The sequence below is a fragment of the Pseudomonas sp. No.117 genome (assembly GCF_054558395.1).
In genome coordinates this window covers 201,532-217,171 of the sequence record NZ_BAAJNP010000005.1, presented here as the reverse complement: position 1 = coordinate 217,171, position 15,640 = coordinate 201,532, and the positions used below count along the sequence as shown (strand labels likewise).

At 66.8% G+C, this 15,640-nt stretch carries 16 protein-coding genes; 4 read left to right on the top strand and 12 right to left on the bottom strand.

The window, feature by feature from the left end; genetic code table 11:
- Position 1 precedes the first annotated feature (1 nt).
- Together ACYJP6_RS13760 and ACYJP6_RS13755 are read right to left on the bottom strand one after the other, a co-directional pair.
- On the bottom strand, positions 2-1,060 hold the full coding sequence (locus ACYJP6_RS13760) for an alpha-ketoacid dehydrogenase subunit beta (RefSeq protein WP_459475563.1): 1,059 nt from the start codon (positions 1,058-1,060) through the stop codon (positions 2-4).
- Positions 1,061-1,064: 4 nt separating this feature from the next.
- Positions 1,065-2,297, bottom strand: a complete 1,233-nt coding sequence (locus ACYJP6_RS13755; RefSeq protein WP_459475562.1) for a thiamine pyrophosphate-dependent enzyme — start codon at positions 2,295-2,297, stop codon at positions 1,065-1,067.
- A 223-nt stretch (positions 2,298-2,520) separates the two neighbouring features.
- On the opposite strand from ACYJP6_RS13755, the gene ACYJP6_RS13750 reads away from it, so the two are divergent.
- Positions 2,521-2,982 carry an Lrp/AsnC family transcriptional regulator gene (locus tag ACYJP6_RS13750; RefSeq protein WP_459475561.1) on the top strand — a complete coding sequence of 154 codons (462 nt, stop codon included), beginning with the start codon at positions 2,521-2,523 and terminating at the stop codon, positions 2,980-2,982.
- A gap of 15 nt (positions 2,983-2,997) precedes the next feature.
- Here the strand turns inward: ACYJP6_RS13750 and ACYJP6_RS13745 are convergent, their stop codons facing one another.
- On the bottom strand, positions 2,998-3,210 hold the full coding sequence (locus tag ACYJP6_RS13745; RefSeq protein ID WP_459475560.1) for a hypothetical protein: 213 nt from the start codon (positions 3,208-3,210) through the stop codon (positions 2,998-3,000).
- 66 nt (positions 3,211-3,276) lie between these two features.
- The gene (locus ACYJP6_RS13740; protein WP_145012681.1) at positions 3,277-3,684 is read right to left on the bottom strand and encodes a response regulator; all 408 of its coding nucleotides are present in this window, start codon (positions 3,682-3,684) and stop codon (positions 3,277-3,279) included.
- 396 nt (positions 3,685-4,080) lie between these two features.
- On the opposite strand from ACYJP6_RS13740, the gene ACYJP6_RS13735 reads away from it, so the two are divergent.
- A complete protein-coding gene (locus ACYJP6_RS13735; protein ID WP_459475559.1) occupies positions 4,081-5,859 on the top strand; it encodes a glycoside hydrolase family 5 protein in 1,779 nt (592 codons plus the stop codon).
- A 59-nt stretch (positions 5,860-5,918) separates the two neighbouring features.
- Here the strand turns inward: ACYJP6_RS13735 and ACYJP6_RS13730 are convergent, their stop codons facing one another.
- From ACYJP6_RS13730 to ACYJP6_RS13700, 7 genes are all read right to left on the bottom strand, one after another.
- Positions 5,919-6,470 (bottom strand): ATP-dependent Clp protease proteolytic subunit, encoded by a 552-nt coding sequence (locus tag ACYJP6_RS13730; RefSeq protein WP_459475558.1) that lies wholly within the window; start codon positions 6,468-6,470, stop codon positions 5,919-5,921.
- Positions 6,471-6,602: 132 nt separating this feature from the next.
- Positions 6,603-7,403, bottom strand: coding sequence for a universal stress protein (locus ACYJP6_RS13725; protein ID WP_459475556.1), 801 nt, complete (start codon positions 7,401-7,403; stop codon positions 6,603-6,605).
- 137 nt (positions 7,404-7,540) lie between these two features.
- Complete coding sequence (locus tag ACYJP6_RS13720; protein WP_459475823.1) at positions 7,541-7,714, bottom strand: acyl-CoA dehydrogenase family protein; 174 nt, start codon at positions 7,712-7,714, stop codon at positions 7,541-7,543.
- 21 nt (positions 7,715-7,735) lie between these two features.
- The gene (locus ACYJP6_RS13715; protein ID WP_459475555.1) at positions 7,736-8,788 is read right to left on the bottom strand and encodes an enoyl-CoA hydratase/isomerase family protein; all 1,053 of its coding nucleotides are present in this window, start codon (positions 8,786-8,788) and stop codon (positions 7,736-7,738) included.
- Positions 8,785-9,681, bottom strand: coding sequence for a 3-hydroxyisobutyrate dehydrogenase (gene mmsB / locus ACYJP6_RS13710; protein ID WP_459475554.1), 897 nt, complete (start codon positions 9,679-9,681; stop codon positions 8,785-8,787). Before mmsB ends, ACYJP6_RS13715 begins: the two co-directional genes overlap by 4 nt.
- Positions 9,682-9,694: 13 nt before the next feature.
- Complete coding sequence (locus ACYJP6_RS13705) at positions 9,695-11,203, bottom strand: CoA-acylating methylmalonate-semialdehyde dehydrogenase (protein ID WP_459475553.1); 1,509 nt, start codon at positions 11,201-11,203, stop codon at positions 9,695-9,697.
- A complete protein-coding gene (locus tag ACYJP6_RS13700) occupies positions 11,200-12,933 on the bottom strand; it encodes an AMP-binding protein (protein ID WP_459475552.1) in 1,734 nt (577 codons plus the stop codon). Before ACYJP6_RS13700 ends, ACYJP6_RS13705 begins: the two co-directional genes overlap by 4 nt.
- 210 nt (positions 12,934-13,143) lie before the next feature.
- Between ACYJP6_RS13700 and ACYJP6_RS13695 the strand changes: the two genes are divergently transcribed.
- Entirely contained in the window at positions 13,144-14,100 is a 957-nt protein-coding gene (locus ACYJP6_RS13695; protein ID WP_459475551.1) for a LysR family transcriptional regulator, read from the top strand.
- 98 nt (positions 14,101-14,198) lie between these two features.
- Positions 14,199-14,645 (top strand): hypothetical protein, encoded by a 447-nt coding sequence (locus tag ACYJP6_RS13690; protein ID WP_459475550.1) that lies wholly within the window; start codon positions 14,199-14,201, stop codon positions 14,643-14,645.
- Positions 14,646-14,674: 29 nt separating this feature from the next.
- On the opposite strand, the gene ACYJP6_RS13685 is transcribed toward ACYJP6_RS13690, so the two are convergent.
- Positions 14,675-15,625, bottom strand: a complete 951-nt coding sequence (locus tag ACYJP6_RS13685; RefSeq protein ID WP_459475549.1) for a 2-hydroxyacid dehydrogenase — start codon at positions 15,623-15,625, stop codon at positions 14,675-14,677.
- Positions 15,626-15,640: the final 15 nt, after the last annotated feature.

The window sequence follows — 15,640 nt, the reverse complement described above, 5'->3', positions numbered from 1 at the left end:
CTCAGACCTCCATCACGCGCTTGAGCGCGGCGCCGACCCGCGCCGGACCGGGGAAGTAGTCCCACTCCTGGGCGTGGGGGTAGGGCGTGTCCCAACCGGTGACCCGCTCGATGGGCGCCTCCAGGCGGTGGAAGCAGTGCTCCTGCATCAGGGACACCAGCTCGGCGCCATAGCCGCAGGTGCGGGTGGCTTCGTGGACCACCACGCAGCGGCCGGTCTTGTTCACCGAGTCGGTGAGGGTCTGCAGGTCCAGCGGCCAGAGGCTGCGGATGTCGATCACCTCGGCGTCGATGCCGGTCTCGGCGGCCGCGGCCAGGGCCACCCAGACGGTGGTGCCATAGGTCAGCACCGTGACGTGCTTGCCCGGACGGACCACTGCGGCGCGCTCAAGCTCGACCCGGTAGTAGCCGTCCGGTACGGCGCTGGCCGGATGGCCCGACCAGGGCGTCACCGGGCGGTCGTGGTGGCCGTCGAAGGGGCCGTTGTAGAGGCGCTTGGGTTCGAGAAAGATCACCGGATCGTCGCTCTCTATGGAGGCGATCAGCAGGCCCTTGGCGTCGTAGGGGTTGGAGGGCATCACGGTGCGCAGGCCGCAGACCTGGGTGAACATGGCCTCGGGGCTCTGGCTGTGGGTCTGGCCGCCGTAGATGCCGCCGCCGCAGGGCATGCGGAACACCAGCGGCGCGGTGAACTGGCCCACCGAGCGATAGCGCAGGCGCGCCGCCTCGGAGACGATCTGGTCGATGGCCGGATAGACGTAGTCGGCGAACTGGATCTCCGCCACCGGCCGCAAGCCATAGGCGCCCATGCCCACCGCGGCACCGGCGATGCCGTTTTCCGAGATGGGCGCATCGAACACCCGCGAGGCGCCGTACTTGGCCTGCAGGCCTTCGGTGCAGCGGAAGACGCCGCCGAAGTAACCCACGTCCTCGCCGAATACCACCACGTTGCTGTCGCGTTCGAGCATCACGTCCAGCCCCGAGCGGATAGCCTGGATCATGGTCAGGGTGCTGCGGCTGCCGGGCTGGGTCGGCAGGTCGGTTTCCTGTTGTACGGTCATGGCATCACTTCCCGAGCTGTTGGCGTTGGCGACGTAGGTGCGGCGGCAGGTCTTGGTAGACCTCCTCGAACATGTCGGCGGCGCTGGGGGCGAGATCGCTGGCGAAGGTGCCATGGGCCTCGGCGGCCTTCTGCGCGGCGGTCACCTCGGTTTCCAGCTCGGCGGTCAGCGCCTGATGCTGCTCGTCGGACCAGAGACCCCGGCCGATCAGATGCGCCTTGAGGCGGTCGATGGGGTCGCCCAGGGGGAAGTGCGTCCAGTCGTCGGCAGGCCGGTACTTGGACGGATCGTCCGAGGTGGAGTGGGGGCCGGCGCGATAGGTCACCCATTCGATGAGGGTCGGCCCCAGGTTGCGCCTGGCGCGTTCGGCGGCCCAGCGCGAGGCGGCCAGTACGGCGAGGAAGTCGTTGCCATCCACCCGCAGGGCGGCGATGCCGTAGCCGAGGCCGCGGGTGGCCAGGGTGATGCCTTCACCCCCGGCGATGGCCTGGAAGGTGGAGATGGCCCACTGGTTGTTGACGATATTGAGGATCACCGGTGCCCGGTAGACGTGGGCGAAGGTGAGGGCGGCGTGGAAGTCGCCTTCGGCGGTGGCGCCGTCACCGATCCAGCCGGCGGCGATGCGCGTATCGCCCTTGATCGCCGAAGCCATGGCCCAGCCCACCGCCTGGATGTACTGGGTGCCCAGGTTGCCGGAGATGGAGAAGAAGCCGAGGTCGCGGTAGGAATACATCACCGGCAACTGGCGGCCCTTGAGCGGGTCGCGGGCATTGGACAGCAACTGGCAGATCATTTCCTCCAGCGGCGCCTCGCGGGCGATGAGGATGCCCTGCTGGCGGTAGGTGGGGAAATGCATGTCATCCGGGCGCAGGGCCAGGGTCTGGCCGACGGCGATGGCTTCCTCGCCCAGGCACTGCATATAGAAGGAGAGCTTCTTCTGCCGCTGCGCCTTGAGCATCCGTGCATCGAACAGTCGGGTCTTGAGCATGGCTCTTAGGCCCTGCAGCAACAGGGCGGGATCTTCCTCGCTGGCCCAGGGGCCCACGGCGTTGCCGTCGTCGTCGAGAATGCGGATCAGCTGGGTAGCCAGCTCGCGGGTGTCCACGGGCGCCACGTCCACCGGCGGTTTTTCGGCGCGGCCAGCCGGGCAGAGTTGCAGGTAGCTGAAGTCTGTGGAGCGTCCTGGACGGCCGCTTGGCTCGGGGACGTGCAGCTGCAGGGGAGGGTAGTCGCTCATGACCGCACCTCCGGAAGGTAGGGGGTACGGGCGAGTCGCGGGACGGGTTGGCCGTCCGGGTGCGATGCAGGGTGCCACATGGTGGAGGCCTCGGCATTCTTGTTATTGGTCACCTGAGTATAGGCCGGCCGCGCTAGCCGTTTTGCCGCAAATTCGGGGTGGGCAGCGCCGGCTTTTGGTGCTATTGAACCCCGTACAAGAACAACAGTAGAGGTTTTGCACCATGGCTGGCCTGGACCGTATCGACCTGCGCATCCTCAACGCCCTGTCCACCGATGGCCGCCTCAGCTGGCGTGATCTGGCGCAGAAGATCGGGCTGTCGCTGACCCCGACGCTGCGGCGCGTCAAGCGACTGGAGGAAGAGCGCTACATCCAGGGCTATCACGCCCAGCTGGATGAAACCCGCCTGGCCGGCAGTGTCAGCGTCTTCGTTTCGGTGCGGTTGGAAAAGCAGTCGACCGACTACCTGCGCGCCTTCGAACGGGAGATCGTCAAGGCGCCACAGGTGATGAGTTGTTTCCAGATGACTGGCGATGCGGACTATGTGTTGCGGGTTGTGGTGCAGGACCTGGCGGCTTATCAGCACTTCCTGGCGGAAGTGCTTACCTGCATACCCGGAGTGGCCAGCGTCACCTCGGCGTTCTCCTTGAAGGCCGTCCTGCTCAGGCCGGCGCCACCCCTCTGAGCTGAACGGGCGAGGCTAGCGCGCGTTGAGCGAGCGGCGAACCCGTACGGCCTGGGTGTCGCAATACGCGGAATCCTGCAGGCGAATCCGGTCGAGCATCAGGGTCAGGCGGTGTTGGCCACAGCGGCTGGAAACCTGCACGGGCAGGCCACCATCGGGCGTGAGCGGGCCGAATAGGCAGGAGACATCGGGAAGGCGCGAAACGAAGGATTGGGTGAAGGCGAGCATCGCTGCAGGTCCGAGATACCGAGATGGCAATAGGACATCAGTCCCATCGCCAAGGTTCCTCGGGCGTCAGACGCTTGGCGTCACCGAATAGGCCACGCCATTCACCGCATCGATCAACTGACCGATCGACCAGGGCTTGGGCAGGAAGCGCACCTTGCCCTTGATGCTGGCGGTGGACGGGGTCTCGTAGCCGGACATGACGATAATCGGCATGTCGGACCAGCGCTGGCAGACCAGATTGGCCAACTGCGCACCATCCATGGAGCCGGGCATGCGAATGTCCGTCAGCAGGATGTCGATATTGGCTTCTTCTTTCTCCAACAGCGCCAGGGCGGTGTCGGCGGAGTCAGCGGCGAGGATGTTGAAGCCTTCGGGCTCGAGGATCTCGCGGACGAAATCCGCGACCAATGGCTCGTCGTCCACCACCAGAAGAGTGGGTTGGAAGACAGGGGTTCCCGGCTGTTCTGCGCGCATGACTGGACCTTATATACAAGACATTGCTGATCCTTGGATAACGGACCACGAGGAAAATTCCCTGCCAGAGCGGATCATGATCTTGGCGTCAGATTTCTGTCCTCGCAGGCCGATTGTTTCGTCCGGGCCAGGCATTTCGCGCTGCGACTCCATGTCGCGCATATTTGGTTACGTTTGCTGCAACGCCTCTGGCGCGGTGCTTTCAAGGCGGTGGGGCACATCGTGACCCCTTGCCAGGTGAAAGGTTTCACTTGGCTGGCATACGACTTGTATTGGGTAAGGCAACTGCAGGACGCAGAGTGCTTTCTTGTCACGTCCCAGTGGCTTCACCTAAACCTAGGCATTGCTCGTACACAAAGGACATCGACGCCACGCCTCCCAAAGCAGTACCTGTCCATGACTCCGATCCGTTTCTCCGTCGCCGCTCTCCGTCGTCCGCTCGCCGCCGTCGCCACCATGCTCGCCCTGTCCGCCGGTGCCGTCCAGGCCGAATCCGTGAGCCTGGTAGGCCTGAACCTGTCCGGCGCCGGTTTCGCGCCCCAGGTGCTGCCCGGCATCAATGGCACCAATTACATCTTCCCGGTGGAAGCCTACTTCCAGCAGTGGAGCGCCCGCGGCGTCAAGCTGATCCGCTTCCCCATCATCTGGGAGCGCCTGCAACCCAAGCTCGGCGGACCCCTGGACAGCGCCTACGTGGCCCTGGTGAACCAGACCTTCGGCTACGCGCAGAAGCACGGCATCAAGATCATCCTCGACCTGCACAACTATGCGCGCTATCGCGGCCAGGTGATCGGCACCAGCGGCGTTCCCTACGCCCGCTACCAGGAGATCATGACCCACATCGCGCGGCAGTGGAGTGGCCAGTCGTCGCTATACGCCTACGACATCATGAACGAGCCCCACGATGCCATGGCCTACTGGCCGACTGCCGCCCAGTACGGCATCAACGGCGTTCGCGCGGTGGACAGCAGCCGTCCGGTCATCGTCGAAGGCAACGGCTGGTCGAGCGCGACCCGCTGGGCCGAATTCAACGACTCCCTGCTGAACCTCAAGGATCCGGCGAACAACATCATCTTCTCGGCGCATTCCTACTTCGACGAGAACGCCGGCGGCAGCTACGACAAGACCGACGTCAACAAGCTCGACGCCAACTATGGCGTGACCCGTGTCAAGCCCTTCGTCGACTGGCTGAAGAAGAACGGCAAGCGTGGCTACATCGGCGAATTCGGCGTGCCGGACAACAATCCGCGCTGGAACCTGCTGATGGACAACATGCTGGCGTACCTCAAGCAGAACTGCATCCCGGCCTCCTACTGGGCGGCCGGCCCGGGCTGGGGCAGCTACTTCATGTCGGTGGAGCCCATCAATGGCCAGGAGCGTCCGCAGTGGCCGACCCTGCGCAAGTACCTGGACGACAGCAGCTGCACCGCCATCGGCCCGATCGCCAGTGGCAGCACCACGCCGTCGACCGGCAACAGCGGCACCGGCAGCAGCGGTTCCACCGGCAGCAATGCCGGAGCCGTAGGCAACACCGGTGGCAGTAACACGGGCGGCAGCAGCAGTGGCAGCGCCGGCAACAGCGGCAGCAACGCGGGTGTCGAGACCCCGGCCACCGGCGGTGCGACCGCCGGGACCGTGACCTCGGTGCTTAACGATTTCACCAACTCGGACTGGCTCAAGGGCGTCTACCGCAACAAGGCGGCTGTCTCGGTACCCGGTACCGCGGTGAATCGTGCCGCCTTCAAGGCCGGCGCCTACCTGACCACCGCGGATGGCCAAGTACGGCGGATTTCCTTCGTGCAGGCCGGCAACAGCCTTGGCGTATTCACCGAGGGTGCGGCCTTGAACGGTAACGCCATGGGCTATCCGAAGACCGTGACCGTCTCGCCTACCGGGGTGAGCAGCGCCGCCACCATCAGCAGCCCGATCAACGACTTCACCAACAGTGACTGGAACCGCGGCGTCTACCGTCGCGCCGCAGCCATCTCCATTCCGGCCACCGCGGCCAATCGCTCGGCCTTCAAGCTGGGTGGCTCGGTGCGCCTCGCCAATGGCCAGATCGTCAAGATCAGCTATGTGCAGGAAGGGGCGAAGAACCTGGGGGTATTCCTCGATGCCAGCCGCCTGGATGCCAGCGTCGGCTATCCCAACACCCTGGTGTCCTTCAGCCGCTGATCGCGGCGATAGCTCCAACGCAAAAACCCGGTGGCTCAGGCCACCGGGTTTTTTTTCGTTCAGAGGTGAATGAAGCTGACCTTCTCCCCCGGCTGCACCTGGCATTCGTCCACCGCGTGGATCACCCCGGTGGTCAGCGCTGCTTCCGGGCTGAGGAGGCGGGCGTTGGCCTTCAGGCAGCTGTAGATGTCCAGGGCTTCCGCGGCACCGGCGGTACGCTCGGCGACGATGCGGGCATAGAGATCCAGGTCGTAGTCCAGGCACATGGCGTATTCCGCCATGCGGGCGTGGTCGACCGAATTGTTCAGGTTCCAGTAGAAGGAGTGGTAGAGGAACTTGCTGTGGCGACTGGCCGTGCGGTGCTGGCCGGCCAGGAACAGAATGTTGCCCATCGACTCGACGGTACCCAGGTTATGGGTGTGTACCGGCAGCGGCAGCGATTGCAGGAAGTTGTACATGGTGAAGCCGTAGCTGCAGTCGCCGCCCATGGTGGCGATCTTGAGCAGGATGCGCGAGGCGTCCTGCTGGACCGCCTGGGAACACTGGGCGATCAGCTGGCCGCAACTGCTGGAATTGATGGGAGCGGTGAAATGGATGACATGGGTGCTCATGGGGCCTACCGACGCGCCGGGGAGCCGGCGGAGGGCCGGGCTCTATATATCCTGCTTCGGCGATTTCCGGGTCGGCTTGAGCCCCGGCGGCCACTCCCCGACGAAACGTGTCGGGAGCGGATGGGCTGTACCCTAGCGCAGCAGCAGCAGGGGCACCTCGGTCTTGTGCAGCAGTTGGGTGGTGCGACTGCCGCGCAGGAAGCGCCAGACCGAGGAGTGGCTGTAGGCGCCCATGATCAGCAGGTCGGCGCGACGTTCGTCGAGGTGGCGCGGGACGATACGCTCGACGTCGCCATGGGCGACCGTGGTGTCTACCCGGCACCCGGCGCTGCGCAGCAACAGGGCCAGGTCTTCCAGGCGCTTGCGCAGCACCGGATCGTCTTCGCCGACCCGCAGCAGGGTTCCGCTCATGCCGGCCAGCAGCGGACTGCGCGCCAGGGCGAGGACGCCCTGGTGGGTGGCTTCCCGGCCATCATAGGCGATGGTGAATTGGCGTGGCGGCTTGAAGGGGCCCGAACACACCAGGATCGGACGGCTTACGGCGCGCACCACCGCCTCCAGCTGGCTGCCGATGCCACTGTCCCCGGAGCCTTCGCCACGCTTGCCGATCACCAGCAGGCGGGTATCCGCTTCCAGGGTCTTCAGGGTATCGACCAGGCCTTCGGGGCGTCGGAGGATCTGCGGTGGCAGGGTCAGCCCCTGTTGCAGCAGGCGCTGGCGCGCCTTGAGCAGCAAGGCCTTGGCCATCCCGGCACCGGCGTCGTCTTCGAGGAAGACCGGCTCGCCATTGGCGACCTTCTTGCCACTGCTGGCGGCTTCCTGCACGTGCAGCAGGGTGACGGGCGCATCCAGCCGCCGCGACAACCAGGCGGTGTGATCGCAGACGCTTTCGGCGTGGGGGGATCCATCGATGCAGGCGAGCAGGGAGGCCATAGCGGTATTCCTTGGCGAGGCGGGGACCAGCGCGGTCCCAGCCATGAGCGTAGCACCGGTCCACCAACGTCCAGACGCCCCTCGAGGGTCATCTTTGGCTTTTGCTGGACAGGTCACGGCCGTCATTCCGGACGCCCTCACATTTCGCGGCGATCGCCTTTCCGGGTGATCAGCGGCCGCAGGATTTCACGGGATCCTTCGCAGCGTTCGGTGCTGCGGCTATCCGGGTAATGGTGGTCCACCAGGTAGTCCTCCAGCTGGCCGTAGCCCCCGTGGCTCCAGAGCGCCTTGAAGCACACCCAGCCGCCGATCCCGGAGGCGAAGGGCTTCCCTCAGGCATGGCGGAAATCGGCGAAAAAGGCCGCGACGCGACGTGGATCCAGGTCCTGCCAGCGGGCCGGACTCCAGTGCGGCGTGCGGTCCTTGTCCACCAGCATGGCGCGCACTCCTTCGACGATCTCGCCCTTTTCGAACCAGCGTCTATCCAGGTGCAGCTCGAGGGCGAAGCACTGCTCCAGCGACAGCCCGCTGCCCTGGCGCAACAGCTCGAGGGCGGTGGCCACCGCCAGCGGCGAACGCTGATCCAGGACGGCCAGGGTTTCCCGGGCCCAGTCACGGTAGGCAGGGCGCTCTTCCTGGGCGAGGCCGGTACGCAGCTCCGTGACGGTCGCGGCCGCGAAGTGCTCGGCGATGGCCGGCCGCAGGTCGGTCAGCCGGGCCGTTTCCACCGGTGCTGTGGCGAATTCCTGGAGCAGGGCGGCCAGGTCGGTCGGGCCCCTGGCCGTGGCCTCTTCCAGGCGCTGCTGCAGGTCGTCGTTGGCCGCTTCAGGAATGAAGACATCGGCCAGACCCGCGGCCAAGGCATCGGCCGGGCCGATCTGCACCCCGGTCAGCCCCAGGTAGAACCCCAGGTGATCGGGCAGGCGCGGCAGGGAGTGACTGGCGCCGACGTCGGGGAAGTAGCCGATGGCGGTCTCCGGCATGGCCATGCGCGTACGCTCGCTGACGATCCGCAACCGCGCCGCCTGCACCAGGCCCATGCCGCCGCCCAGCACCAGGCCGTGGGCCAGCGCCAGCACCGGCTTGGGATAGCGGTGCAAGGCGAGGTCCAGGGCGTATTCCTCGGCGAAGAAGGTCTGGTGCAGGTCGTCGCCGCGCTGGTAACTCTCGTACAGCGCGCGGACGTCACCGCCGGCGCAGAAGGCCTTGGGGCCGTTGCCGCGCAGCACCACCACCCGCACGCTGGGGTCTTGCTCCCAGTCGCGCAGGGCGCCGTGCAGGCTGCGCACCATCTCCAGGTCCAGGGCATTGAGCCCGGCCGGGCGATTGAGGGTCAGGTAGCCGACCCCACCGCGTCTTTCCAGCAATACCTTGGCGTCGCTCATGCACCGTCCTCGTCCAGGTAGTCCTGGATGATGGCCGAGAAATCCAGTCCGCCGCCACCGGTCTGGCTGAACCTCTGGTAGAGCTGCTGCGCCACGGCGCCGAGGATCACCGGCTGGCGCACGGCGCGGGCAGCCTCGGTGGCCAGTCCCAGGTCCTTGAGCATCAGGTCGGCGGCAAAACCGCCTTGATAGCCGCGCGAGGCGGGGGCCTGGGGCAGGACGTCGGGGTAGGGGTTGTTCACCTCCGAGCTCCAGCAACGGCCGCTGCTGGTATTGATCACCCCGGCCAGGGTCTTGGCATCCATGCCCAGGCGGGTACCCAGCGCCATGGCCTCGGCCACCCCGATCATGGAAATGCCGAGCAGCAGGTTGTTGGCCACCTTGGCCACCTGGCCGTTGCCGCTGGCGCCGCAGTGCACCAGGTTGCGGCCCATGGCGGCCAATACCGGCTGGGCGCGCTCGAAGCCGGCCGCGCTGCCGCCGACCATGAAGGTGAGGGTGCCGGCCGCGGCGCCGCCGGTGCCGCCCGAGACCGGTGCGTCCAGCAACTCCAGCCCGCGCTCGGCGGCAGCCGTGGCCACGGCGCGGGCGCTGAGCGGGTCGATGGTGGAGGAGTCGATCAGCAGGGTGCCCGGCCGGGCGTGGGCGATCAGGCCGTCCTCGCCCAGATAGACCGTCTTCACATGAGTGGCCGCGGGCAGCATGGTGATGATCACCTCGGCACCCCCGTCCGCCACCGCGGCAGGGGAGGCGGCCACTTCGGCGCCCTCGGCCTGCAGCGCAGTCAGGGCGACGGCGGACACGTCGTAGACGGTCAGCCGATGGCCGGCCTTGAGCAGGTTGCGGGCCATGGGCGCGCCCATGTTGCCCAGTCCCAGAAATCCCAGATGCATGCTGGCGTCTCCCTTATTTGAGGGTGATGGTGGTGTTCACGGCGCCGCCTACGTCCTGTTCGTCCGGCCAACGCGTGGTGATGGTCTTGGTCTGGGTATAGAAGAGCACCGCCTGCTTGCCGTAAGGCCCCAGGTCGCCCAGCTTGGACGCGCGCGACCCGCTGAAGGAGAACAGCGGTACCGGTACCGGGATGGGCACGTTGATACCCACCTGGCCGACGTCGATGTCTTCCTGGAAACGCCGCGCCGCCGCGCCGGAGCGGGTGAAGAGGGCGACGCCGTTGCCATTGGGATTGGCGTTGATCAGGGCGATGGCCTCGTCGAGGGTCGCCGCCTGCATCACGCAGAGCACCGGGCCGAACAGCTCTTCGCGGTACAGGGTCATCTCAGGCGTCACCCCGGAGAACAGCGTCGGGCCGACGAAGTTGCCCTGCTCGTAGCGATCGACCTGGACGTTACGGCCATCCAGCTCCAGCGTTGCCCCTTCACTCACTCCGCGCTCGATCAGCCCACTGACCCGGTCCAGTGCCTGGCAGGAGATCAGCGGGCCGACGTCGGTGCCCGTCTCGTGACCAGCGCCGACCTTGAGGCTGCGGGCCTTGGCCACCAGGTCCGGCACCCAGCTGTTGGCTTCACCCACCAGCACCACCACCGAGACCGCCATACAGCGTTGGCCAGCCGCGCCGAAGGCGGCGCCCGCCAGGTTGGCCAGGGTCTGCTCGCGCGGCGCATCGGGCATGACCACCGCATGGTTCTTGGCGCCCATCATGCATTGGACGCGCTTGCCGGCCTCGCTGGCGCGGCGATAGACATGGGTGCCGACGCGGGTGGAACCGACGAAGGACAGCGCCTTGATGTCCGGGTGATCGCACAGGGCGTCCACCACCGCCGGGCCGCCGTGCACCACGTTGAGCACTCCGGGCGGTACCCCGGCTTCCAGCGCCAGCTCGGCCAGGCGCATGGTCACCAAGGGATCCTGCTCCGAGGGCTTGAGCACGAAGGTATTGCCACAGGCGATGGCCATGGGAAACATCCACAGCGGGATCATCGCCGGGAAGTTGAAGGGGGTAATGCCGGCGCAGACGCCCAGGGGTTGCAGCAGGGTGTAGGTGTCCACCCCGCAGGCGACATTGTTGGCCAGCTCGCCCAGTTGCAGGTTGCCGATGCCCGCCGCGTGCTCCACCACCTCCAGGCCACGGAAGACATCGCCCTCGGCATCCGCCAGGGTCTTGCCCTGCTCGGCGGTGAGCAGCGCGGCCAGTTCGCCCATGTGCTCGCGAATCAGCTGCTGATAGCGCAGGAAGATGCGCGCCCGGGCACCGATGGGGGTCTTGCGCCAGCTGGCGAAGGCCGTCTTGGCGCTGGCTACGGCGCGCTGCACTTCCTCGGCGGTGGCGAAGGGCACCCGCGCCAGGACTTCCTGGGTCGCCGGGTTGATGACGTCGCGGCTCTCGCTGCTGGTGGAGGTGACGAACTGGCCGTCGATCAGCAGTGGCACGTTGCGAATGGCAGTCTGGGTCATGACAGGGATTCCTGGGCAGTGGGAGCGGAAACGGAGGCTGGGAGGTCGGCGAAGTCCTCTTCGGCGTAGTCGTGGGTATCGCCTGCACCCTGGGCACGGCGCTGTGCCTCACCCAGGCGCAACTCGATGCGGCGGATCTTGCCGGATAGCGTCTTGGGCAGTTCGCTGACGAATTGCAGGCGGCGTACCCGCTTGTAGGGCGAAAGGCAGTTGCGCGCGAAGCCGAGCAACTCTCGTGCAAGCGCAGGTGAAGGCGGGTGCCCGGCGGCGAGGATGACGAAGGCTTTGGGTACATTGAGGCGCAGGGGATCGGGGCTGGGGACCACGGCGACCTCCATCACCGCCGGATGCTCGATCAGGGCGCTTTCCAGCTCGAAGGGGCTGATGCGGTAGTCCGATGACTTGAAGACGTCATCGGCGCGCCCGACGAAGGTGATGTAGCCATCGGCGTCGCGAACTGCGGTATCGCCGGTGCGGTAATGGCCGTCGCGCATCACCTCGGCGGTCTTCTCCGGGCTGTCCTCGTAGCCGAGCATGAGCCCGGCGGGTCTTGGCTGCAGCGCCAGGGCCACCTCGCCGTCCTCGCCTGGCTGGCCATCGGCGTCCAGCAACTGCACCTGGCAGCCCGGCAACGGCCGGCCCATGGAGCCCGGCTTGAGCGGCTGGCCCGGCGTATTGCCCACCAGCGCCGTGGTCTCCGACTGGCCGAAGCCGTCTCTGAGGGGCAGCCCCCAGGCGGCCTGCAGGCTGTCGATGATCTCCGGATTGAGCGGCTCGCCCGCGCCGACCAGTTCGCGCAGGTTGAGACGGTCGCGATAGGCTGCCAGGTCCTCCTGGATCAGCATGCGCCACACCGTGGGCGGCGCGCAGAGGCTGGTGACCGGATAGCTCGACAGTACCTCCAGCAGCGCCTGGGGCTTGAAGCGCGGCACATCGTGGATGAAGACGCAGGCGCCGGCGTTCCAGGGCGCGAAGACGCAACTCCAGGCGTGCTTGGCCCAGCCGGGAGAGGAAATATTGAGGTGCACGTCGCCCGGCTGCAGGCCGATCCAGTAGAGGGTTGACAGGTGCCCGATGGGATAGCTGCTATGGCTGTGCAGCACCAGCTTCGGCCGCGAGGTGGTCCCCGAGGTGAAATAGAGCAGCAGTGGATCCTCGGCCCGGGTCGGCTCGTTGGGAAGGAAGTCGCTGGCGCAGTCGGCCGGGGCATAGGGATGCCAACCGGCGACGGGCGCGCCAACGCAGATCCGGGTCAGGGCAGGGTCCATACTGGCGCAGCGCGCCGTATGGACGCTGCCCACCACCAGATGGGCGATGCGACCCCGCTGCACCCGGTCCTGCAGATCGGCATCGCTCAGCAGGGTAGTGGCGGGTACCACCACGGCGCCCAGCTTGAAGGCGCCCAGCAGGGTTTCCCAGAGTGCCACCTCGTTGCCCAGCATCACCAGGATGCGGTCGCCGCGGCGCACCCCCTGGGCGAGCAGGAAGTTGGCCGTACGATTGGACGCCAGGCTCAGTTCGGCGAAGCTGTAGCGCTCTTCCCGGCCTTCGGCGTCCAATCGCCAGAGCGCCGGGCCGGGATTCTCCTCGGCCAGGTGATCGAAGTGGTCGAGCGCCCAGTTGAAGTACTCCAACTGCGGCCAGCGAAAATCGCGGACGGCGGTGGCGTAGTCGGTGCGATGGCGCAGCAGTAAGTCGCGCGCTTGGCGAAAGGCAGCGGCGGCCGTCATGACCGATGCCCCGCGGCGGTCGAGGCGGGGAGGGGGTGACGAAATCCGGCGGAGCGCCCGGACGGAGCCTGAGGATGGGTCATGGGTGCCTGCTCTCTTTATTGTTGTTGGCTATCAGCGGTCCGCGCCGTGACCTCTCGTGGCGCGTCCTGGTAGGCAGTATAGTTCTGGCAAAAGTCTCCTGGCTTCCGGCAAAAACGCCCAACCGATATGCAAAAATCCAATAGTTCGGCAGCGCGTCTCGACTGGGACGACCTCAGGTTCTTCCTTGAGGTCGCCCGCACCCAGAAGGCCAGCGGCGCCGCCCGGCGGCTGGGCGTCGACTACACCACGGTGTCCCGGCGAATCGCCGCGCTGGAGAAGGCCCTGGGGGCGCTGCTGTTCGAGAAGTCGCGCAGCACCGGCTTCAGTCTGACCATGGAAGGGCAGCGCCTGCTGGTGCACGCCGAAACCCTGGAGAGCACCCTGCAGACCGCCTGCGAGCAGATTTCGGATACCCGCCTGGCGCCTTCCGGCCAGGTGCGCATCGGTGCCACCGAAGGCTTCGGCAGCTATTTCATCGCGCCCCAGTTGAGCTTCTTCCAGGACCGCTATCCGGGCATCACCCTGGAGGTGCTGCCGGTCCCGCACTTCGTCAACCTGTCGCGCCGCGAAGCCGATATCGCCATCACCCTGGAGCGTCCGGAGCGCGGCCCCTACGTCTGCCGCAAGCTGTGCGACTACCGCCTGCGCCTCTATGCCACCGCGGACTACCTGGCGACCCATCCGCCCATCGCCGAACTCGCGGACCTGCAGCGCCACAGCTTCATCACCTACGTCGACGATCTCGCCTTCAGCCCGGAGCTGCTTTACCTGGAGCGCATCCTGCCTGAGGCCAGCAGCGGTCTGCGCAGCACCAGCGTGATCGCCCAATACCAGGCCGCGCTCCGCGGCCACGCCCTGGCGATCCTGCCGTGTTTCGTCGCCGAGCCCGATCCCCGCCTGGTGGCGCTGCTGCCGGAACAGATCCAGATCACCCGGCACTTCTGGCTCTATTACCGCGAAGACCTGCGCCGCCTGCGCCGCGTCACCCTGGTCACCGACTACCTGCGCGCCTGCACCGACGCCAATCGGGAGTTCCTGCTCGGCGAAACCCGCACGCCGAGCTGGGGCTGGCCGGAGAGTTGACGGCCGTCACCGACCGGTCGGGCACCCCTGAACCACGCTGGGGTCTCAGAGCTGTCGGTCGTCCGTCGACGGCCTCCAGTGAACAGATGGGAACGGCAATGGAACGATATCAGGCATTGAGTCAGGCGCTGAGCAAGGCAGCCGAACGTGAGGAAGCCTACTGGCAGGAACTGGAGCGCCGCCTGCATGAATTGCCGGATTGCTTCACCCGCTATTTGGGGCTCACCCCCGCGGACCAGGTGGACGCCGGCCTGGGGCTGGAAAAGCGCGTCGATGGCAACATCGTGCGCGAGCTGGAAGTCTATGCCCGCTATGACCTCACGGTGATCGTCGATGACCTGGCTGGCAATCCCCAGACCTTCGCCATCGGGCTGTCCTTCTTCTATACCAATGAGCATTTCGTGCTGAAGGAGCGCGAGGGCGAATTTTCCGTCGCCCTCGAACCCCATGACGATCCCGATCGCTTCTGGGATGAAGGCTGCCGCGAGATCTACGATTCCCTCGCGCGCCGCATCCGCAGCAAGACGCTGCCCGCCATCGACTAACGCGGGCAGTCCGGGGTGGGGTGACCCCGTCAGACGGGGGTCACCAGGGTGCCGCTGGCGAAATAGCCTTCGACATTGGCCAGTACCAGGTCAGCCATGGCCTGGCGGGTCTCCCGGGTACCGCTGCCGAGGTGCGGGGTGAGGACCACGTTGTCCATTGCCAGCAGTGCCGCGGGAACCGCCGGTTCCTCGGCGAAGACATCCAGGCCGGCACCACCCAGGGCGCCGCTCCGCAAGGCGTCCACCAAGGCCGGCTCGTCGACCACGCTGCCCCGGGCGATATTGATGAGATAGCCCTGCGGACCGAGCGCCGCGAGGATCCGGCCATCCACCAGGCCGTCGGTGGCCGGGCCGCCGGGGAGCGACAGCACCAGGAAGTCCGCGGTCCTGGCCAGGGCCTCGAGGTCGGCTTCGTAGCGGTAGGGCACCCCGGGCTGCGGCTGACGCCCGTGGTAGGCCACCGTCATGCCGAAGGCCGTCACCCGGTGGGCGATGGCCTTGCCGATGTTGCCTAGGCCGACGATGCCGCAGGTCTTGCCGGCCAGGCGCGAGGTCAGCGGAAACTTGCCCTGGCGCCAGTCACCGCGGCGCACGAATCTATCCGCGGCGCTGATGCCCCTGGCCACGTCGATCAGCAGGGCGAAGGCGGTATCGGCCACGCAGTCGTCGAGCACGCCTGGGGTGTTGCTGACCACCACGCCCAGGTCCCGCGCGGCGGCGAGGTCGATGCTGTCGTAGCCCACGCCAAAGCTGAACACGGCCTTGAGGCCGGGGAGGGCGCTCATCAGGTCACGGGTCGCCCCATGCACGCCCGAGGTCACCAGGCCCATGACGTCCGCGCCGCGCTCGGCCAGCAGCGTGGCGCGCTCGGGCGCCTCCCACAGGCGCAGGACGTCGTAATGCGCGGCCAGGGCCTCCTGCAGCGCCGGCAACAGGGGACCCACTTGCAACAAGACGGGGCGGTGATGCTGTTCGGACATTTCTAGACTCCTTGA

Bases quoted from the DNA above. Each gene is read 5' to 3' on its own strand.
- ACYJP6_RS13760 (WP_459475563.1), bottom strand. From the start codon at position 1,060: ATGACCGTACAACAGGAAACCGACCTGCCGACCCAGCCCGGCAGCCGC.
- ACYJP6_RS13755 (WP_459475562.1), bottom strand. From the start codon at position 2,297: ATGAGCGACTACCCTCCCCTGCAGCTGCACGTCCCCGAGCCAAGCGGC.
- ACYJP6_RS13750 (WP_459475561.1), top strand. From the start codon at position 2,521: ATGGCTGGCCTGGACCGTATCGACCTGCGCATCCTCAACGCCCTGTCC.
- ACYJP6_RS13745 (WP_459475560.1), bottom strand. From the start codon at position 3,210: ATGCTCGCCTTCACCCAATCCTTCGTTTCGCGCCTTCCCGATGTCTCC.
- ACYJP6_RS13740 (WP_145012681.1), bottom strand. From the start codon at position 3,684: ATGCGCGCAGAACAGCCGGGAACCCCTGTCTTCCAACCCACTCTTCTG.
- ACYJP6_RS13735 (WP_459475559.1), top strand. From the start codon at position 4,081: ATGACTCCGATCCGTTTCTCCGTCGCCGCTCTCCGTCGTCCGCTCGCC.
- ACYJP6_RS13730 (WP_459475558.1), bottom strand. From the start codon at position 6,470: ATGAGCACCCATGTCATCCATTTCACCGCTCCCATCAATTCCAGCAGT.
- ACYJP6_RS13725 (WP_459475556.1), bottom strand. From the start codon at position 7,403: ATGGCCTCCCTGCTCGCCTGCATCGATGGATCCCCCCACGCCGAAAGC.
- ACYJP6_RS13715 (WP_459475555.1), bottom strand. From the start codon at position 8,788: ATGAGCGACGCCAAGGTATTGCTGGAAAGACGCGGTGGGGTCGGCTAC.
- mmsB (WP_459475554.1), bottom strand. From the start codon at position 9,681: ATGCATCTGGGATTTCTGGGACTGGGCAACATGGGCGCGCCCATGGCC.
- ACYJP6_RS13705 (WP_459475553.1), bottom strand. From the start codon at position 11,203: ATGACCCAGACTGCCATTCGCAACGTGCCACTGCTGATCGACGGCCAG.
- ACYJP6_RS13700 (WP_459475552.1), bottom strand. From the start codon at position 12,933: ATGACGGCCGCCGCTGCCTTTCGCCAAGCGCGCGACTTACTGCTGCGC.
- ACYJP6_RS13695 (WP_459475551.1), top strand. From the start codon at position 13,144: ATGCAAAAATCCAATAGTTCGGCAGCGCGTCTCGACTGGGACGACCTC.
- ACYJP6_RS13690 (WP_459475550.1), top strand. From the start codon at position 14,199: ATGGAACGATATCAGGCATTGAGTCAGGCGCTGAGCAAGGCAGCCGAA.
- ACYJP6_RS13685 (WP_459475549.1), bottom strand. From the start codon at position 15,625: ATGTCCGAACAGCATCACCGCCCCGTCTTGTTGCAAGTGGGTCCCCTG.